The sequence below is a fragment of the Acinetobacter sp. YH12046 genome (assembly GCF_013419905.1).
GTDB lineage: Bacteria > Pseudomonadota > Gammaproteobacteria > Pseudomonadales > Moraxellaceae > Acinetobacter.
The window spans coordinates 1-17854 of sequence record NZ_VOZF01000025.1; the positions used below are offsets into that span (position 1 = coordinate 1).

General features: G+C 40.8%; 15 protein-coding genes. 5 read left to right on the plus strand and 10 right to left on the minus strand.

The genetic code is table 11. From position 1 onward, the window contains the following. Positions 1-310: 310 nt before the first annotated feature. Together FTU03_RS12445 and yddG are read left to right on the plus strand one after the other, a co-directional pair. On the plus strand, positions 311-520 hold the full coding sequence (locus tag FTU03_RS12445; RefSeq protein WP_179993177.1) for a hypothetical protein: 210 nt from the start codon (positions 311-313) through the stop codon (positions 518-520). Positions 521-629: 109 nt separating this feature from the next. Beyond that, the gene (yddG, locus tag FTU03_RS12450) at positions 630-1565 is read left to right on the plus strand and encodes an aromatic amino acid DMT transporter YddG (RefSeq protein ID WP_179993176.1); all 936 of its coding nucleotides are present in this window, start codon (positions 630-632) and stop codon (positions 1563-1565) included. Between the two features lie 41 nt (positions 1566-1606). Here yddG and FTU03_RS12455 read toward each other — a convergent pair whose 3' ends face one another. The 5 genes from FTU03_RS12455 to sbmA all read right to left on the minus strand — a co-directional run bounded on the left by FTU03_RS12455 (position 1607) and on the right by sbmA (position 9748). After that, a complete protein-coding gene (locus FTU03_RS12455; RefSeq protein ID WP_179993175.1) occupies positions 1607-2101 on the minus strand; it encodes a hypothetical protein in 495 nt (164 codons plus the stop codon). 156 nt (positions 2102-2257) lie between these two features. Further along, on the minus strand, positions 2258-4306 hold the full coding sequence (locus tag FTU03_RS12460; RefSeq protein ID WP_179993174.1) for a M13 family metallopeptidase: 2049 nt from the start codon (positions 4304-4306) through the stop codon (positions 2258-2260). A 194-nt stretch (positions 4307-4500) separates the two neighbouring features. After that, complete coding sequence (locus tag FTU03_RS12465) at positions 4501-6540, minus strand: M13 family metallopeptidase (protein WP_179993173.1); 2040 nt, start codon at positions 6538-6540, stop codon at positions 4501-4503. Positions 6541-6952: 412 nt separating this feature from the next. Further along, complete coding sequence (locus FTU03_RS12470; RefSeq protein ID WP_179993172.1) at positions 6953-7936, minus strand: hypothetical protein; 984 nt, start codon at positions 7934-7936, stop codon at positions 6953-6955. Positions 7937-8554: 618 nt separating this feature from the next. Beyond that, positions 8555-9748 carry a peptide antibiotic transporter SbmA gene (gene sbmA / locus FTU03_RS12475; RefSeq protein WP_179993171.1) on the minus strand — a complete coding sequence of 398 codons (1194 nt, stop codon included), beginning with the start codon at positions 9746-9748 and terminating at the stop codon, positions 8555-8557. 513 nt (positions 9749-10261) lie between these two features. Here sbmA and FTU03_RS12480 point away from each other — a divergent pair. The 3 genes from FTU03_RS12480 (at position 10262) to FTU03_RS12490 (ending at position 13295) form a co-directional block, all read left to right on the plus strand. Then, positions 10262-10456, plus strand: coding sequence for a hypothetical protein (locus tag FTU03_RS12480; RefSeq protein WP_125279298.1), 195 nt, complete (start codon positions 10262-10264; stop codon positions 10454-10456). A gap of 567 nt (positions 10457-11023) precedes the next feature. After that, positions 11024-11869 (plus strand): trehalose-phosphatase, encoded by an 846-nt coding sequence (gene otsB, locus FTU03_RS12485; protein ID WP_179993170.1) that lies wholly within the window; start codon positions 11024-11026, stop codon positions 11867-11869. After that, positions 11862-13295: a trehalose-6-phosphate synthase gene (locus tag FTU03_RS12490; RefSeq protein ID WP_179993169.1), complete on the plus strand. Its 1434-nt coding sequence runs from the start codon at positions 11862-11864 to the stop codon at positions 13293-13295. The genes otsB and FTU03_RS12490 overlap by 8 nt, the downstream gene beginning before the upstream one ends. A 29-nt stretch (positions 13296-13324) precedes the next feature. Here FTU03_RS12490 and FTU03_RS12495 read toward each other — a convergent pair whose 3' ends face one another. The 5 genes from FTU03_RS12495 to FTU03_RS12515 form a co-directional block, all read right to left on the minus strand. Continuing rightward, positions 13325-14572, minus strand: a complete 1248-nt coding sequence (locus FTU03_RS12495) for an MFS transporter (protein ID WP_179993168.1) — start codon at positions 14570-14572, stop codon at positions 13325-13327. 204 nt (positions 14573-14776) lie between these two features. Next, the gene (locus tag FTU03_RS12500) at positions 14777-15490 is read right to left on the minus strand and encodes a glycosyltransferase family 2 protein (RefSeq protein WP_179993167.1); all 714 of its coding nucleotides are present in this window, start codon (positions 15488-15490) and stop codon (positions 14777-14779) included. Then, positions 15487-16101, minus strand: a complete 615-nt coding sequence (locus FTU03_RS12505) for a class I SAM-dependent methyltransferase (RefSeq protein ID WP_179993166.1) — start codon at positions 16099-16101, stop codon at positions 15487-15489. Before FTU03_RS12505 ends, FTU03_RS12500 begins: the two co-directional genes overlap by 4 nt. Beyond that, a complete protein-coding gene (locus tag FTU03_RS12510) occupies positions 16091-16876 on the minus strand; it encodes a PIG-L deacetylase family protein (protein WP_179993165.1) in 786 nt (261 codons plus the stop codon). The genes FTU03_RS12505 and FTU03_RS12510 overlap by 11 nt, the downstream gene beginning before the upstream one ends. Then, entirely contained in the window at positions 16864-17847 is a 984-nt protein-coding gene (locus FTU03_RS12515) for an acyl-CoA dehydrogenase (protein WP_179993164.1), read from the minus strand. The genes FTU03_RS12510 and FTU03_RS12515 overlap by 13 nt, the downstream gene beginning before the upstream one ends. Positions 17848-17854 lie beyond the last annotated feature (7 nt).

A 17854-nucleotide genomic window follows, 5' to 3' on the forward strand; every position in this document is an offset into this window, starting at 1 on the left:
AGGTGCTGCAATGCGCAAGCTTATACATCTGTGTTATGGCGTTTTAAAACATCAGACTGCCTATCAAAGAGATTATTTAGTGGTCGAATAATCTCAAAACCTGATTGACTACCAAGACGGTATCTCATCCCATAGAGAGAGGGAGAAATCATTCCTAATTAAAAGCCGCTATAAATTTAATATTGGAAGTTCCCTCTCCTTTTAGGAGAGGGTTAGGGAGAGGTATTTCTAAAACGAAGTACAAGTGAGGATTAGAGAAAAGTCAAATTTCTGCTATAAAATCAAAAACAAACCGAAGAAAAATAAAAACATGTCAAATCACATTATCTTACTCAGCATTATCCTGATCATTCTTGTGTTCATCATTGGCGCATATCAGTCAAGAAGACGTAAATCTATCAAACCACGTACACTCACAGCCAGACAAAGCAAAATTGCCAACCTTTCCGATGGTATCGAGCTAATTTTCACGCCCATTTTCTGGATCATTAAACTCATGATCGGGATATTCAAATCATAAAGCGGTTGTTAACGATTTTTTTGAATTTGATCATAAAATCGTGTCTGTCCCATATTGAAAATCACTCAACAGGAATACAATCTGCACATTCTCCCATCCCGCCCTTACCATGTCGAAAAACCTCGCTACGCTGATTGGCTTAAGTGCCATTTTACAGTGGTCATCTATCGTGGGATTACTCAAAAAAATCAGTTTTAGTATTGGACCTGATCTGGCTGTACTTATGATGTATAGCTTAAGCACCCTGCTCTTACTGGCTGTTTTTGGCGTTCCCAAACTCAAAACCATACCCAAATTTTATCTGCTCAGTGCAGCTGCATTATTTCTGGTATATGAAATCTGCTTTGCCTATGCCGTAGCACTCGCACAAACTGCACAGCAAGCCATTGAAATTAGTCTGGTGAATTATCTGTGGCCCAGTATGACCATCGCCATGTTCATTCTATTTCATGAACTAAAATTTCACAGCTTGGTGGTGGTAGGGCTCAGTATTAGTCTGGCAGGTATTTTTTATATCCAGACGGGCAACGGCGATATTCATTTAGCAACCGTCATTCACAACATGCAGGCCAATCCAACCAGTTACATATTGGCATTCATTGGGGCGAGTTTATGGTCGTTATATTGTGTATTTACCAAAAAATACAGCCAAGGACATAACCCAATCGTGTTCTTTTTCGCGATGGTAAGTGTGGTTCTCTGGAGCAAGACGCTGCTGTTAGATCACGAACAACTGCCGCAACTTCTTAATATTGACTTGAATATTATGCTGTATATGTTGCTGGTTTCGGTCGTAACTGGATTGGGCTATGCAGCCTGGAATATCGGGATTAATCAGGGTAATATCGCAATGCTGGTCGCGTTATCTTATTTTAGCCCGATCTTTTCGTCTATCATTTCGATGTGGGTACTGAATACCAGTCTATCGCATACCTTTTGGATCGGTACGATGATGGTCACCTTAGGTTCATTTATTTGCTGGCTATCGACCAACTGGAATGAAATTCGAGACCGCCTGTTTCCAGGCAAGCTCTATAAAACTTAAACTACATTTTTGCGGTTTAAGTTTACTGCATCTGCAATTCATTAACGGGTGATGCCTAATTTATTCCACACCTCAGGGGTCAAAAAAGTTGTAACCAGTTTGCTCATATCGATATATTTAAGTACGCCACTTAGCTGACTTTTAATTTCCGGATTTTTCAGTATTTCCTGACCTGTGACCTGCCCAAGCTCCTGGAAACTTTCGCCCACTGCTTGTACTCCTTCAGCCTGAATCACCGCTTTGGTTTGGGTTGGACATTGCTCAACCAGAATCCGCTGTAAAACCGTCACTAAATTTCTGTCGAGTGTTTCCTTTTGAGTTGCAGTTACATTGCTAAAAGCTTTCAGATCGGGATGATTACCCAATGCCACAAAGGTCCATTGCAAGACTGTGGTTTTATCAGTGGCCGTCGTGGATTTCATTAAACAGTCACTAAGCTGATCAACTGTTGGACCGGCTGTCGCAATCTGAGTTGCACCCAGCAATGCTGTAGTCATAAAGACTGCCCGAAGACCCGATAAAGCTTTGAATCCCATATTCCTTTCCTTTTTCACCCGTTCAAACTGCTTGAACAATGCAGTTTCTTTGTAGCATGTAAAAGATTAGAAAACCTGTAGAACTCTGTAACCTGAGAGATAAAAAAAAGTCCCGACATCAGTCAGGACTTTTGGAATCGAATGAGGAAATCAGACTTACCAGATTTTTACCCGTTTATCTTCTTCCAGATACATTGGATCTTCTTGCTTGACGCTAAAGGCTTCATAGAAAGGTTTCTGGTTAAGTAAGGTCGCACGACCACGAATGGCTGCTGGTGAATGCGGATCTGTTTTTAACAGCTGTAATGCCAGTTCTGGACGAACTTTGGCACGCCATGCCTGCGTCCAGCCAATATAGAAACGCTGATCTCCGGTATATCCATCAATCACCGGAGCAGGCTTGCCATTTAGTGACAATTTATAAGCTTCATAGGCAATCGCCAGACCTGAGTTATCGGCAATATTTTCACCTAAGGTCAGCTCACCGTTGACGTGATAGCCCGGTATCGCTTCATAAGCATTATATTGCTCGACCAGAGCTTTGGTTTTTTCCTTGAACTTTTTATCGTCTTCTTCGGTCCACCAGTTTTTCATGTTGCCATCTGCATCAAAGCGGCTACCCTGATCATCAAAACCATGACTGATTTCATGCCCGATCACTGCCCCGATTGCGCCATAGTTCACGGCATCATCAGCATTCATATCGAAGAATGGCGGCTGTAAAATAGCAGCAGGGAAAACAATTTCATTGCCCATTGGGTTGTAGTAAGCATTTACCGTTTGCGGCAGCATATGCCATTCTTCACGATCAACCGGTTTCCCCAACTTATCCAGCGCAATGTCATAATTGAAACTGTTGGTACGACGCAGATTACCAATCAGGTCGCCATCTTTAATTTCCAGCTTGCTATAGTCACGCCATTTATTTGGATAGCCAATTTTTACTCTAAAGCTTTTCAGCTTACGGTGTGCCTGTGCTTTGGTTTCTGCACCCATCCAGTCCAGTTTTTCTAGATTCTGTTCAAATGCCAGCAACAGGTTTTCTACCAGTTTTTCCATACGCTGTTTCTGTTCAGGCTGGAAATGTTTTGCGACATAGACTTGTGCCAGACTTTCACCGAGTACGGCATTAGTCATATCAACCCCACGTTTCCAGCGTGCCCGTTGCTCGGTCACACCGCGTAAGGTTTTGCTGTACATTTCAAAGTTTGCATCAGCAAATTCCTGGCTTAAGTAAGGTGCAGCGCCATCAATCAGATGGAATTTGAAATAGGTTTGCCATACATCGAGGGGTGTGCTGCTTAAAATCTTGTTTAAATCTTCAAAATAACTTTTTTGCGCCACAATCACGGTTTTGGTTTTTTTATCTAAACCCGTCGCTTTAAAATAGGTTTTCCAGTCAAATTCTGGCACCAGGCTTTTGACGTCTTTTAATGTATAGACGTTATACATTTTTTCGAGATTACGGTTCTGCACATTATCCCACTGAATTTTGGCAATTTCAGTTTCTAAGTTCAGGATAGATTGTGCATGTGCAGCCGCATCTGCTTCTGTTTCACCCGATAGCGTCAACAGCTTAGCAATATGTTTAACATAAGTTTCACGGGCACTTTTCAGTTTTTCATCGTCTTTTAAATAGTAGTCACGATCCGGTAAACCTAAACCACTTTGACCCAAAAACACCGCCATTTGATCAGACTTTTTCAAGTCAGGAATCACGCCAAATTCAAAAGGTGTACTGACACGGTTTTTTGCATAGTCTGCAAGCAACAAAGTGAAATCTTTTTTGCTTTTCATGGCATCAATTTTGGCGATATCTGCTTTTAGCGGCTGGATACCTTTTGCATTTAAAGTTTCCGTGTCCATAAAGCTGGCATATAAGCTCCCCACTTTCTGCTCATTGCTGCCATAATCCGATTTGGTTTTCGCCAGCTCTTCTACAATGTCATGTAATTGCTGGGTCGAGTTTTCACGCAAAATCGTGAATGCGCCCCAGTTTGGCATATCAGCCGGGATTTCCTCATGCTCTAACCAGTGCCCATTTACATGCTGATAGAAGTCCTGTTGTGGTGCGATTTTTTTATCAAAATGTTGAAGATGAATCCCCGAGCCAAGTGCTGCAATAGCGGTTTGATCTGAAGCATAATTTGCAGAGGAAACGGCTAATAAAGCACTTACCAATGCGGTTTTTAGAAAAATTTTCAAAGCTTGCTATCCTCGCGCTTCATTGCGCAGTTGAATTTATCAATGCGTGTTGACCTGATAATCAAACACTTAAATCTTTATAAGCAGCATATATGCCAATTTTTAAACTGTTCTTGACTCTGCATGCTGGTCATTTAGATAAAAAAATAGGCCAGTTTCTTTTCAGATGAACAGACCTGTTTTTTTAAATCCTGTTACCAGATGGAGATTCGTTTTTCAGGTGATAAATACATCTTGTCCCCTTCTTTAATCCCAAAAGCTTCATAGAAACTTTGCTGATTGCGGACGGCGCCATTGCCACGTACATGACCTGGCGCGTGGCTGGCAATATTTAGGCTATTTAACAAATATTCAGGATTACTTTTGCTACGCCAGACTTGTGCCCAGCCTATATAAAAACGCTGATCTCCACTAAAGCCATCAATGACAGGTGCTGGCTGACCCTTGAGCGATAACTTGTAAGCCATATGAGCGATCCCTAAGCCCAGGTTGTCAGAGATATTTTCACTTTTATTTAATTCCGCATTCACCTTATGCCCTGGCAGAGCTTCGTATTGTTTATATTGCTCGACTAAAGCTTTGGTGCGTTCGTTGAACTTCTTACGGTCGCGCTCGTTCCAGGTTTCTTCACCCTTGCCTTTGGCATCAAAGCGGCTTCCTCTATCGTCAAAACCGTGGCTAATTTCATGTGCGATAACAGCCCCTATGGCACCATAATTCACTGCAGGATCATGACTATCATCATAATAAAATGGTGCCTGCCAGATGGCCGCAGGTAATACGATTTCATTCAGCTTGACATTATAGTAAGCATTGGCTGTTTGTGGCGACATGTGCCAGGCTTCTGGATCGATCGGTTCTCCCACCTTGTCCAGTTCACGCTGGTAATTGAATAGCCGGGTCCGCTGGATATTCCCAATCAGATCATCCTTACGAATCTCTAGGGCTGAATAATCCCGCCATGCTTTCGGATAGCCGATTTTGATATTGATGCTATCTAGCTTATGCCGTACTTGTTTTTTAGTGTCCGAACCCATCCAGTCAGCTTGGTCCAGTTTCAGATGAAAGGCTTTACGGACGTTTTCCACCATTTCCAGTATCGCTGGGCGCTGGCTTTCATTAAAGTGCTTTTCTACATAGAGCTTGCCAAGCACATTGCCTAAAATACCGTTAGTTAGCTTCAAGGCAGACTCATTCCGTGGAGAACGTGCTTGTACACCCTCTAGTGTTTTGTCATAAAATTCAAAATGATGATTTTGAAAAACTTCTGTTAAAAATGGCGAATAACTATTGATCAGATTGAATTTCAAATAGGTTTGCCAGGTTTCAATTGGAACAACCTTCCATAACTGATCCAGCTGACGCAAATAATTAATCTGCGAGATCGCAACCTCTTTTCTTGCTCCTTTTAAGCCCAGTTCTGAGAAATAATTCATCCAGTCAAAAGAAGGCATATAGTTAATAATATTTTTAGTTTCAACGAGATAGGTTCTCACCTCATCATTGCGCAGCTCCACAGCGGACCAGCTAATTTTTGCCAGTGCCTTTTCCAAAGCCAGGATAGTGCGAGCATCTTCAATCGGCTTAGGCTGACCGGCAAAATTCAGGGTATTGGCGATATAAAGCATATAAGTATTGCGAATTTCCTGTTGTCGAGGCTGCTCACTCAGGTAAAAATCACGATCAGGCATTCCCAAACCACCTTGCCCTACATACATCATCGCCTTGGAAGAAGCTTTACGGTCCTGATAAAAACGGGTAGAGAATGGCAAATTCAGATTGATTTTTTCCGCATAGGCAAAAAATTCTGCCAGATCTTTTTTGGTCTTGATACTTTCAATCCGCTGCAGGTCTTGTTGCAATGCCTCAAGTCCGAGCTGTTCTAGCCGATCGGTATCCATATAACTGGCATAAAGATCCGCGACCTTTTGTTCATTGCTACCTTGCGGATGCTGTTTTTTGGCCAGCTCATTAAAAATGCCAAATAACTGCTGGGTTGATCTCATACTCACTTCAGCAAATGCACCCGACAATGCCTGATCTTCTGGAATCTTTGCGGTTTTCAGCCAGTTTCCATTCACGAATTGATAAAAATCCTGCTTTGGATCAACCGTCCGATCAATCGCATTCAGATCAATTGCCGATTTTAATAAAGTTGTACTCACTGCATAACTCACAGGTGAATGTAGAAATGCACCCACAAGAATCAAATGACTTAAAATATGTTTTCTCAAGCGATAAATCTCATTATTGTGTATGTTAAAAATCAATTAGTTTTTCTTGCTCTGTCCATAAGCACAAAACTGATAATTTTTAAGCAAGAGATATACCAATAATTTTTAGAATATGCCGTTGAATGGGCTTGTATTTAACAAGAGAGATAGAGGAGAAAATCTGAGATGGCGGCGGGAAATTTACTCTGAAATGAGGTTCGATTTGCGACCCAATAATAATTAATTTTTATTCCTATCAACAGAATAACTATTTATCTTTTATCATTGATCTTCAAAAGAAAAATATTGTTTTTAAGTTCTGCTATGCTTAAGAAATACTTTTTTAAATATCACCAATATTTAAAGTAGATGACTTTTCATGTGCATCTACTTTGCCAAATAAATGATCAAACTGAATGTGAAAATAATAGACTTATTTTAACTGTCTCAACTGATTCTTTGCCCCAGTATGGTTATAGTTGGTGGCCAGATTCTGCAGTACTCGTTTGGCTTGAACCTTGGAATTTGGAATACGGTTGGCATAGGCTGGAATACTGCTTAAACAGCGTGCCACTAGCATGCCGGATTCGGTATAGACACGTGTTCCTTCTGTACCCTGTAATTTGCCATAGTTATAGGCACGCTGGGCATTATTGCAGGCATTGTTCAGGTTCTTGCCGCTATTGATATCACGACGTGCAGCTACATACAATTTCATCTGTTGCTGTTGTGGCGTTTCGATACTAGTTGTACGAGCAGCAGGGACAGCAACCTCTGTCGGTTCAATAGCAGGTATTTTTATTTCTTTCTTATCAGCTTCTTTTTTATCTAATTCCTTTTTCTCATCTTTGACTGAGGTTTTGGCTGCATTCTTCTCGGCAATTTTATTAGACTTAGTCGTAGTCTTATGGCCCTGATAGAAATGACGTGCTTCAGCTGGGCTTTGAAGTTTGCTCAAGATCCGGACTACACGCGTAGTATTATTCTTATCTGGCTGATGTTCAGAAATCGGCTCAATAGAAACAATCCAGTTTTGTCCTTGAGGCATCGTACATTGATAGGCACCAATACCCTGAGTGACATAACGGTTTTTGCTTAAACGGTTCTTCTGGGCAGAATCTTTTACTGAAGCCAATTGGCTCTTATACAGTAGAGAAAACTTGCCGCCCCGTTCATGACAATACTGGCTTAAGGTGGTTCGTGGATAGAGGGATTGTGGCTCCAGATGCTGCTTGGATTTTTCCCATGAATAAACATATTCTTTTGCCGAACCGTCAGCCTGATTCAAGTTTCTTTTAACAATCAGTTCTTGAGGACTTACATAAGGATGCTGCATATCTGATTTCATTTGCTGAATACTGTTACATCCAGCCAGGCTTGCTACACATATTGTTGGAATTATTAATTTTAGCTTCACTGCTTATCTCCCCCAGGCCTCTATAACATATAGCAAATGTGCCAAAACAACAATCTCAACAGATTGATAAATATAAAAATATAGCGAGACCTATCACTAAAAATGAGGAATAAAATGCCTAATTCATCCGGCTTTAATCCAGATAAATTGATCAAATTAACATTCTTCAAGTCAACAAATACGCTGGATTACTCATCAATTGAAAGATGAAGCAGTAGAAAAAAGATATAAAAAAACAGAAGAAACAGATCAGTTCTCCGGTTACTCATTCAACAAAAATTAGAGATATTATTATCATGGACAATAACGGCAATTATGCTCTCTATCGCTGTCTGAATGAGATTATAATTTGAATAATTTCCTTTACGTACACTAATTGTTTTTATACGCCATATTATTGGAAATTAAACAGCACCCTGGCTGGCCCTTAAAATTCTAGCCAAGAAAAAATAGCTTGAATACCCTAATATTGGGATGTTTGGGTACCATTCATCCTAATTTTTTAGCACCTCTCCAGATCGTAATTTTCAATTGGATTTTGAATAAAAATTAATCAATAAAAAAGCCAGACCTATAATGATCTGGCTTTTAAAATTGTCTAGGAATAGAAGAAAAAAATTAATCGAGATGGGATTCAAATGCTTTCAAACGTTTATAGATGGAGAGCAATTCAATAATCGTAGGCCAAGATAGAATAAGATACTGGAAAGATTCACGAACCTTACCGAAAACATTCAGGATCTGCATCATCAAACCGAGTGTAATCGCACCCGCGGCAATACTTGGAAACAAAATAAATAATCCGTAAATATTGTCCAATTGCAGATACCAGATGCGCACCATATTGAAATAGGCATAGTGGAAATACAAACGGAAATAATTCGTACGTACCCGACTAAACAGTTCTTGCAAGGTAAGCGGGTGAGCACGATCAGCATAATCTTCACCATAAACCAGCTCTTTACGATAAGCCGCTTCAACTTTCTGATTATTGAATTCCAGTCCAGGGAGTTTCATTCCGACAATCATTAAAATCACAGTTCCCAGAACTGCCCATCCGATCGACGCCCACATTAATGCATGCGGTATTTCACCGACAATGGGCAGTACTTTTACATGACTCGATAACTCATACAGGATTGGCAGGAAAGCCATTAATAGCATCAGAGATTCAATGAGTGAGACACTCAGCTGTTCCGTAGTTTTGGCAAAACGCATGGTATCTTCCTGAATACGCTGTGACGCCCCTTCAATATGACGTAACTTTTCCCAATGTGCCGTATAATAGTCATTCATTGCCGTCCGCCAGCGGAATACATAATGACTGACAAAGAACAGGTTAAACACTGCCAGCGTGACATAGACCATGGCAATATAAATAAAGGTCAATGCACCTTGATATAGTAGGCTGACATCTCCGCCCCCTTGGGTGAGCATATTCTGGATCTGGTCATAGAACGGACTATACCATTCATTTAAGACCACATTAACCTGCACCCCAAACCAGATATTGAACAGGATAAAGGCCGAGCCCCACACGGACCAGCGCTGCCAGGGATGTTTCGCTTTAAAATACCAGAAGGTAGCAAATATCGCGGTACTCACAAAAAACCAGAGATAGAACCAGAGAAATTTTGGCGCCCAGAAACGGCTGATTCCTATCGGCATTTTAAGATCATGATAACCTTCAGTCATACCTAAATAGACACCCCAGCCTGATCCACCACTATGCCAAAGGCCAAGATTGATCAGAAACCACAGTACCAGACTACTAAAAAACCACACTGGTTGTGGAAAAAATGACTTAAACATTGGGGCTTAATTCTCCTTATAGATGTAGGGGTCATCCAAATGACGCACAGTTTATTCTTATTTTCAGACTTTCAACGAACTGCAGCATAAATTTGCAATTCAATGTAAAAAATTACATACAAACACAAAATCGCTAAAGCCAAATTAATATCAGATTATATGATTCTTGCTTTAATACTAGCGCATAACATACGCAATATAATGGAGGAGATCATGACTGGCCTGTCAAAAAGTGACAAGCAGATTTTGCGCTAGATTGACTATTTGGTACCGTTTGTCTTTTTCTCTTCTTTTCGTCGGTAAATAAACTGAAAATATTCGAGTTTAAGAAACACAAATCGTTTGAAAATTAAATCTTAATCTCTATCCCTTTAATTTACTGACTTAAGCGCTTTTTAAGAAAAATTGACCGACTTGTTGACTTATGTCTCGGTTTTTCAAAAATTAGTTAAATGTGCAAAAATCATGTTAAGATTAAAAAACAGCGAAGTATCAATATTTGGGAATAAAAATATGGAAAGTTCTGTGATTGAATTACTTAAGCCAGTGACCTTGGAAAAGGAAAACTGTCACCCGATTATTTTTGAAGCTGGTACTGTTTTAAAAGTTTTGATGCAAACCCCTACCAGTCTTTTAGTCAGTAATGATGATGACTTTAACTTTACTATTCCATTGAAAGATGAGAACGATGTCTGGAGAGAGCTATAAGCACTCTGCTCTCCTCTTTATGGGGTTATGTCTACCTAGTCTCTTCAATGATATAACCCTAACTCTTCTTTGTAGCACCAAGATTTTATAATTTATCCTTCCTTTCAAAACTGGCTTTAATAAAAAATTAATAGGCTGCACTATATTCTTATTTTATATTAAATGTGTTTTTTAATATTTCCAATTTAATACCTATTATTTAATAGAAAGCCAATGAATTAATTTTTAGAAATATAAATCAAAACCATTTTTTACATTAAATAATCAAAAGAATCTTATTTATAGCACTCAAACTTACTCAATCACTTAATATGCAATACCTTAAATATCATTATTAATATATTAAAAATCACTGAAAAATTATTTTACAAATATACAAAGAATATCAACTTTTTCTGCTGAATATTTCCAAATTTTACAAAGTAACTTTACATGTCAAAAGTGTTTCTTTTCTGCGCCTAAAGCCATTTTGAAAAATAGAATATGTTATAAAACTAATTAGATTAAAAATCACACAGTTTAACTCTAAATTTTAATCTATTTTATATCAAGTACTTAGGTGGATTTATGTCAGGCATATATAGGGAACAAGATTTAGAAGATTCATCTAGCTCATCTTTTTATATATCGCCAAAGATGATTTTAAATGATTGCAACCTGAATATGGACTCAGACCAGGTTGTTTTATTTCTTGATATTGACGGAACAATCTCTGAATTTCACCCAGATCCAGATAAAAGTATAATTCAACCTGAAATTATAAATATATTGGAAAATTTACAACAATATATTCAGCTGATATTAGTTACTGGTCGTTCTATTTTACAAGCACAAAAACTTATTCACCCTCTGCAATGGAATATCGCTGGATCACATGGTCTGGAATTAATCTATCAAGCTAATTTAAAGACATTAATCTCTTTAAATAAGTCGCAGCTACAAGCCCTAAAACAATATATTCAGGAACAGGCAGTTCAAATCCCTGATTTGCGGATCGAGGTTAAAGATTATTCTGTTGCACTACATTTTCGTGAACATCCTCAACTAGAAGATCGCGTACATGCTTTTGCGCTGGAATGTCTCAACCAGTTTTCCGACTTTGAGTTAAAAGCTGGCAAGTATGTTTTTGAACTGGTGCCCAAAGGCGCCAATAAAGGTTCAGCGATTCAACAGATTATTCAGCAATACCATCTCAATGATCATTATCCCATGTTTATTGGTGATGACCTGACCGATGAAGCCGGATTCAAAGTCATCAATGCCCTTCACGGCTGCTCAATCAAAGTAGGCCCTGGCCAGACCCTAGCACGGTACAGACTGGAAAACGTCTCTCAAGTTCAGGCCTTCCTGAAAGAATTTTTAAAGGTAATTGAAGTACAAGAACAACAACGATTGGAGAAATCACATGTCTAAACTCATTGTGTTATCAAACCGTGTGAATCTACCTAACCCAGAAAGTATGAAGGCTGGTGGATTGGCTGTTGCATTGCAGGATGCATTGCTAGATATAGGCGGTATCTGGGTTGGATGGAATGGCTCCAGAGTTGACCAGAACAAGGAACAGAAATTTCAGATTCTGAAACATCAGAATGTGGAATATCATACCAGTGCACTGAGCGAAGCCCAGTACCAGGGTTATTATTGTGGTTTTTCTAATAATGCCTTATGGCCGTTAATGCATGACCAGCATCAACGTGTTGAATATCAGCCGCAGGATTTTAAAACCTATAAAGATGTCAATTTGCGTTTTGCCAAACACCTGAAACAGGTGGCTTCACCACATGACATCATCTGGATTCATGATTATCATTTTCTGAGTGTTGCGCATTACTGTCGTAAATTAGGTATGCGCAACCGGATTGGGTTCTTCCTGCATATTCCTTTCCCCGAACTAAAACTTTGGCAAACGCTGCCTCCTTATCAGGAACTGGCCCGACATCTGGGAGATTTTGATGTCATCGGTCTGCAAACTCCACGCGATCAGGCCAACTGTATTGATTTCCTGGAACAGGTATTAAATATCCAGCATTGCAATGATGAAATCCTGAGTTATCAGTCTAAACGGATTTATGTGAAAGCTTATCCAATCGGTGTACACCCGGCGCAGATTCAGAAGCAGGCTGCTGAAAGCCAAGTCACTGACCTGCCCTTTGATCTGGATAAAGCACATGCCCATAAGACCATTATTTCGGTTGACCGGATTGATTACAGTAAAGGGCTGCTGGAGAAAATTCATGCATTCCAGGAGTTGCTGGATGAACAGCCTGAATTTAAAAATCAGTTCCAGCAATTACAGATTGCCTGCCCATGTCGACTAGATGTGAACAGCTATAAAAAACTTTATGAACAGTTCCAGGCTGCGGTGCAGAATTTAAACCATCAGCATGGCAATGCAGACTGGCTGCCTTTTGACTGTAGCTATGACACTTTGGGTCATGAAGCCCTGATGCAGCTCTATCGTAAGGCGGATATTTGCTGGGTGAATTCAATCCGTGACGGGATGAATCTGGTCGCCAAAGAATATATTGCTGCGCAAGATCCATTAGATCCAGGCGTATTGATTCTGTCTAAATATGCCGGGGCTGCCGAGCAAATGAAGGAAGCCTTACTGGTCGATCCTTATGATCAGGACAGTATGGCCAAAGCCTTGAAAAGAGCCTTGCGTATGCCTAAGTCAGAACGTTTGGAACGTTACCGCTATTTACAGCAAGGCTTAAAGAATTTCGATATCATTCGCTGGCGTGATCAGTTCCTGTCGGACCTGAAAAAATCACAAAGCTTGCGAATTTATCGACCAGTGGCCAAAGGCATCTCGACCCAGTTCAATATGCATGCATAAGTCTGAAAAGCCCATAAAAAACAATAGCTTTATGCTGGTGTTTTATGGTCTAGGCCGGCAATAAGACCTTCTGCTTTTTCTGATTCTTTGTGACCGGCAGTCAGATGGTTCAGGATTACAATGCTCATTAAAGCAACTGCGATGACCGTAAATACTAAACGCAAGCCAATAATTTCACTACCGAAACCTACCAGCGCTGGTCCGATCAATGAACCGGTATAAGCAAATACCGATACATAAGATAATGCTACATGAGAAGCCATAGTTTTTTGACGGCCTGCACGAGAGAACATCAATGGAACAATGTTAGCACTACCTAGACCCAAGATCGCATAACCGGTTAAAACGACTTGCCATACTGGTGCAAAGATCACCATGAATAAGCCTGCTGCAGCCAGTAAAGCACTTAGTAAAATAGTGATTTTTTCACCCAAGCTTTGAATGATGAGATGACCGCTAAAACGTCCAAGAACCATTAAGCCAGCAAAGAAACTATAAGCCAAACCGGTATGCGCTGCAGGTACATTAAACTGGGTTGCCAGATAAATACCGCTCCAGTCCATTGCTGCACCTTCAGACAGGAAAGATACAAAACAGATCAGGCCAATACCTAAAATTGCGAATGTTGGTAGCGCTTTTTTCGCAGGTTTTGCTGTAGCTGTATTAGTTTCTTCTGTAGTTGATGACTGACCACCTAAGCAGAATGGAATTGCCAGCATCGCAATCGCAAGCAACATCACACTTACGACCAGTGTGCCAGTTAAAGGTGCCAGACCAAATCCCATTAACGTGGTCATGCCCAATACACCGACCAGACCACCCAAGCTACATACGCCATGGAAACCAGACATCAAGCTTTTATCCATGAGTTTTTCAATCTGGGCAGCCTGAATATTTACGGTTACCCCCAAGGCACCAGCACTGGCACCAAAGAAAAACAAGGTAATTGCCATCATCAAGCTGGTAGGACTAATCGCTAGCGCTGGCAAGATGAACAGAAATGCAGCCAGAATAACAGCCAGTACTGTACGGCAACCAAACTTACTTGCCATACGACCTGCCAATGGCATTGCCAGCATTGAGCCAACTCCGGCACATAGCAAAAGCAAACCAAAGTCAGCATGATTCAGTAATAAGCGCTGCTGCGCATAAGGAATTAATGGCGCCCAGGCAGCTGTACTAAAACCTAGACTAAAAAAACACAGTGCAGTGGCGATTTTCTGCCAGAGATACGGTGATGGAGACTGAAGACGAGAAATTAACTGTGAATTTAACATTGTCATTCCAAAAGAAAGAGCTCAGGCATCCATTACCGATCATCCATAGAAAAACCCCGCGGACTTATAGCTGAAAAATATAAGTAGCAGGGCTTAATTTGTGTGAATTATAAACAGAATTTTTCTAAATGAAATAGCTTTTAGAGATGAATTTTTAAATTTTTTACAAGTAATTGATTGTATAAAATTTATAATTTTATAGTTTTATTTGTATACGCTGATCGGTTTTTTCATTGCTTCCTGTAACTCAAGCTTTTGTAAAAAACAGGCGAAACCTTCAGCAACTTTTGACCGTAGACGGCTACTGGTTGTTACCCTTAATTGATTGGACCAGGTAATGTTGACTCCTGCCTGTTGTAAACGGCGAACAAAGTCGACATCTTCATGACAATCTAGCTGGCTAAATCCGTTAGAATTATTATATACACTTGTTTTAAAACATAAATTTGCACCATGAATATGCCGATGATCCATTTTGTCCTGATAGTGGCCTAAATATTTTAGTCGGGCTTCCAAGCTTAAATTTTTCCATTCGTCCACTTCAACGACCCCACAAATTGCGTCAGTGGGTTGGTGCTTCCACATGGCTTTGAACCAGTCTTCCTGTACACTTGAATCCGCATCAGTACAACAGATCCAGTCGCATCCTTGTTCAATTACTTTTTGAATTCCTAAATGACGGGTCTTACCCACCGAACGAAAATTACAACTAATGACTTCTATGCCCAGTTGCACCGCTTTGATCGCGGTTTGATCGGTACAACTGTCTAAGACAACTAAAATCTTAATCTCGGGAATATTTTCTGATGAACCAAGGTATTGATAAAATTCAAATTGTGCTTTTTTTAAGGCCAGCAGGCAGCGTTCTATATAGGCTTCTTCATTACAGGCAGGAATAACCACGCCAATTTTATTCATTTAAGGCCCTCTTGCTCTGCCACAGACTGTGGGCTATTCATCCAGACATCAATCAGAAAATCAGGTTCCTGTAGTTGTGAACACTTTCTATAAGGTAAGTGTGCATTTAGATGGTCATGAATATCATCACCAGTAAAGCTAAAACCTGAAATTGATGCCCGCCAGTGACAAGCCAGAATACAGCCTTCTGCATCAAGGGCGTGCTGCAGCCAGTGGGTCAATTTCTCTAAAGCGGCCTGATCCAGATAATATAAAACCTCACTCAGTACAATTAGCTGGAACTTACGCTCTGGCAAGTCTTCCGGAACAACGCCTTGGACAAAACTGACATGAGAATAATCTTGCAGACGTTGTTGCGCCAGCCGGATCGCTGTCGTATTGGCATCCAGACAGATGAGTTCTCCGGTATGAGGAGCTAGTTCCTGACTTAACATGCCATTACTACAACCGATTTCTATGGCAGATTCAAAATGCAGTTTGGGCAAGAGTGCTTTACAAATTTGACGTTTACGCTGTTCATACCAGCGCTGTTCATAATGCCATGGATCTCCCTGATTCAACGCATATAAAGCATCAAAATAGGCATGATCATAAGTTGATTTACTGTTCATACAGATAAACCTCCCATGGCTGTAAAACACGCTCTAATGCATGCTCAGGGACAATCGGTGCCTGTTCTGTCGTCGGATCATTCTCAATCTGACTTTTGAAACATCGTGCAGCTCGGGCTTTACATTTTAATTCTTCATCTGTCAGCCTGAGTTTGTGCGCAACCGTCCAAGGAATTCGGGTATCTCCTGGTGTGGCCCAGTGCCACGCCCAGATTAAAACTTGAATATATGGTAACTGTAGCTCAGTGGCGAGTTGCTGGACGACCTGCCCAGTTATTTCATGATCTGGATGTCCATCATGAACAAAAGTCGTGACCAATACATCATTAGGCTGTAAATATGAATACAATTGCTGTTTGAGCAAGTCTCGCTGCTCAGCCACTTTTCCATCCTGAATATCCAAAGCAATCCGAAGAACTGGCTGTTCTAAGGACAATTCTTCGAGAGCCTGACGCGTTTCTGCTGGACGAATCTGGTTCAGTTCTTCTGGCGTATACAGACTCGAACCGGGATGGCTGGCCGTTCCATTAGTCACTGCAAACAGTACAATCTTATAGCCGAGTTTATCCAGACGTTGCATCAGTCCGCCACATCCCAGAATTTCATCATCCGGATGCGGTGCCACAATACAGACTCTGGCATCTGCAGGAATTACACTGGAAATATCAAATTCTGACATCTGTTGCAGTATTTCGCAGTTACGCCATTCTTCCACCCGTGTCCCCTCCCCATGGATCACACGATCTTCGACAACCTCATGTTTTAAAGTGCCCATAGTTCTTCCTCCTGTGCGCTTAGTTCTCCAATACGCTCAAGATCAAAAGCAGCATGGCTTTGACGGATAAATACCGGCAGATCTGCTGCGAGCTGGGCAAAATAAGAATTGGTACAATAAGGCGCTGCGCCAAGCGCTTTTCCAACCTGGTTGAGTACATTTAATGCAGTAGCTTCAACCTGCGCGCGCAAAGCCTGAATCTGAAGTTGATGAGGAAATTTAGGTTGCTGGTCTATCAATTCTGCAACCCGATAGAACAAAGCCTGGGTAGCTAAAAGATCACGGCTGATTTCACCCAGATACATAGCTTTATACATATGTGGTTTTCTTAACTGTTCTTGCTGCAGATATTCAGCAAGAGCTACTGTCGCACCATACCAGCAAGTGGCAACGCCTGCTGCTCCATGCCAGAATCCTACCCGATCCAGATAAGCATGTGGATCGGCAACTTTTTTGACAGGGACCTGATTAAATTCAAGCTGAGCCGTGGACGTATGCTGCATTCCCACAGCTTGCCAGACAGTATGGTCATGCTGAATACCGGGCTGCTGCATATCTACAATTAGCAATTGAGAGCGATTTTGTTCATCCCGATACGTCAGTAAACCTGACTCTACCCAGCCAGAAGCGGAACACCAGGTTTTGATGCCAGTCAGCTTGCCTTCATCTAGCTGCAATGGTTGAGGCCCTCCTTCTGCTGCCCAGACTGCCCAGAGCTGATGAGGATTTGCCGGAATATTTAATTCATGCAGAATTGCGAGTGCATCCAGATGCGACTCAAATATTTTTCCCAGGCTTAAATTGGTTGCCGAGATCTGGCTTAAAATTTGCCAGCGTTTTAAAGTTTCCCCTGATGCAGGAAAAGGAACCTGATCCGAAAGTTGCACCAGTTCCTTCAAAGTCGTTTGAATATTTTCTTTAGGTTCTAATGATGAATTTTTAAATCTTTCTAATATTGAACTGAGGTCCATAAAAGTG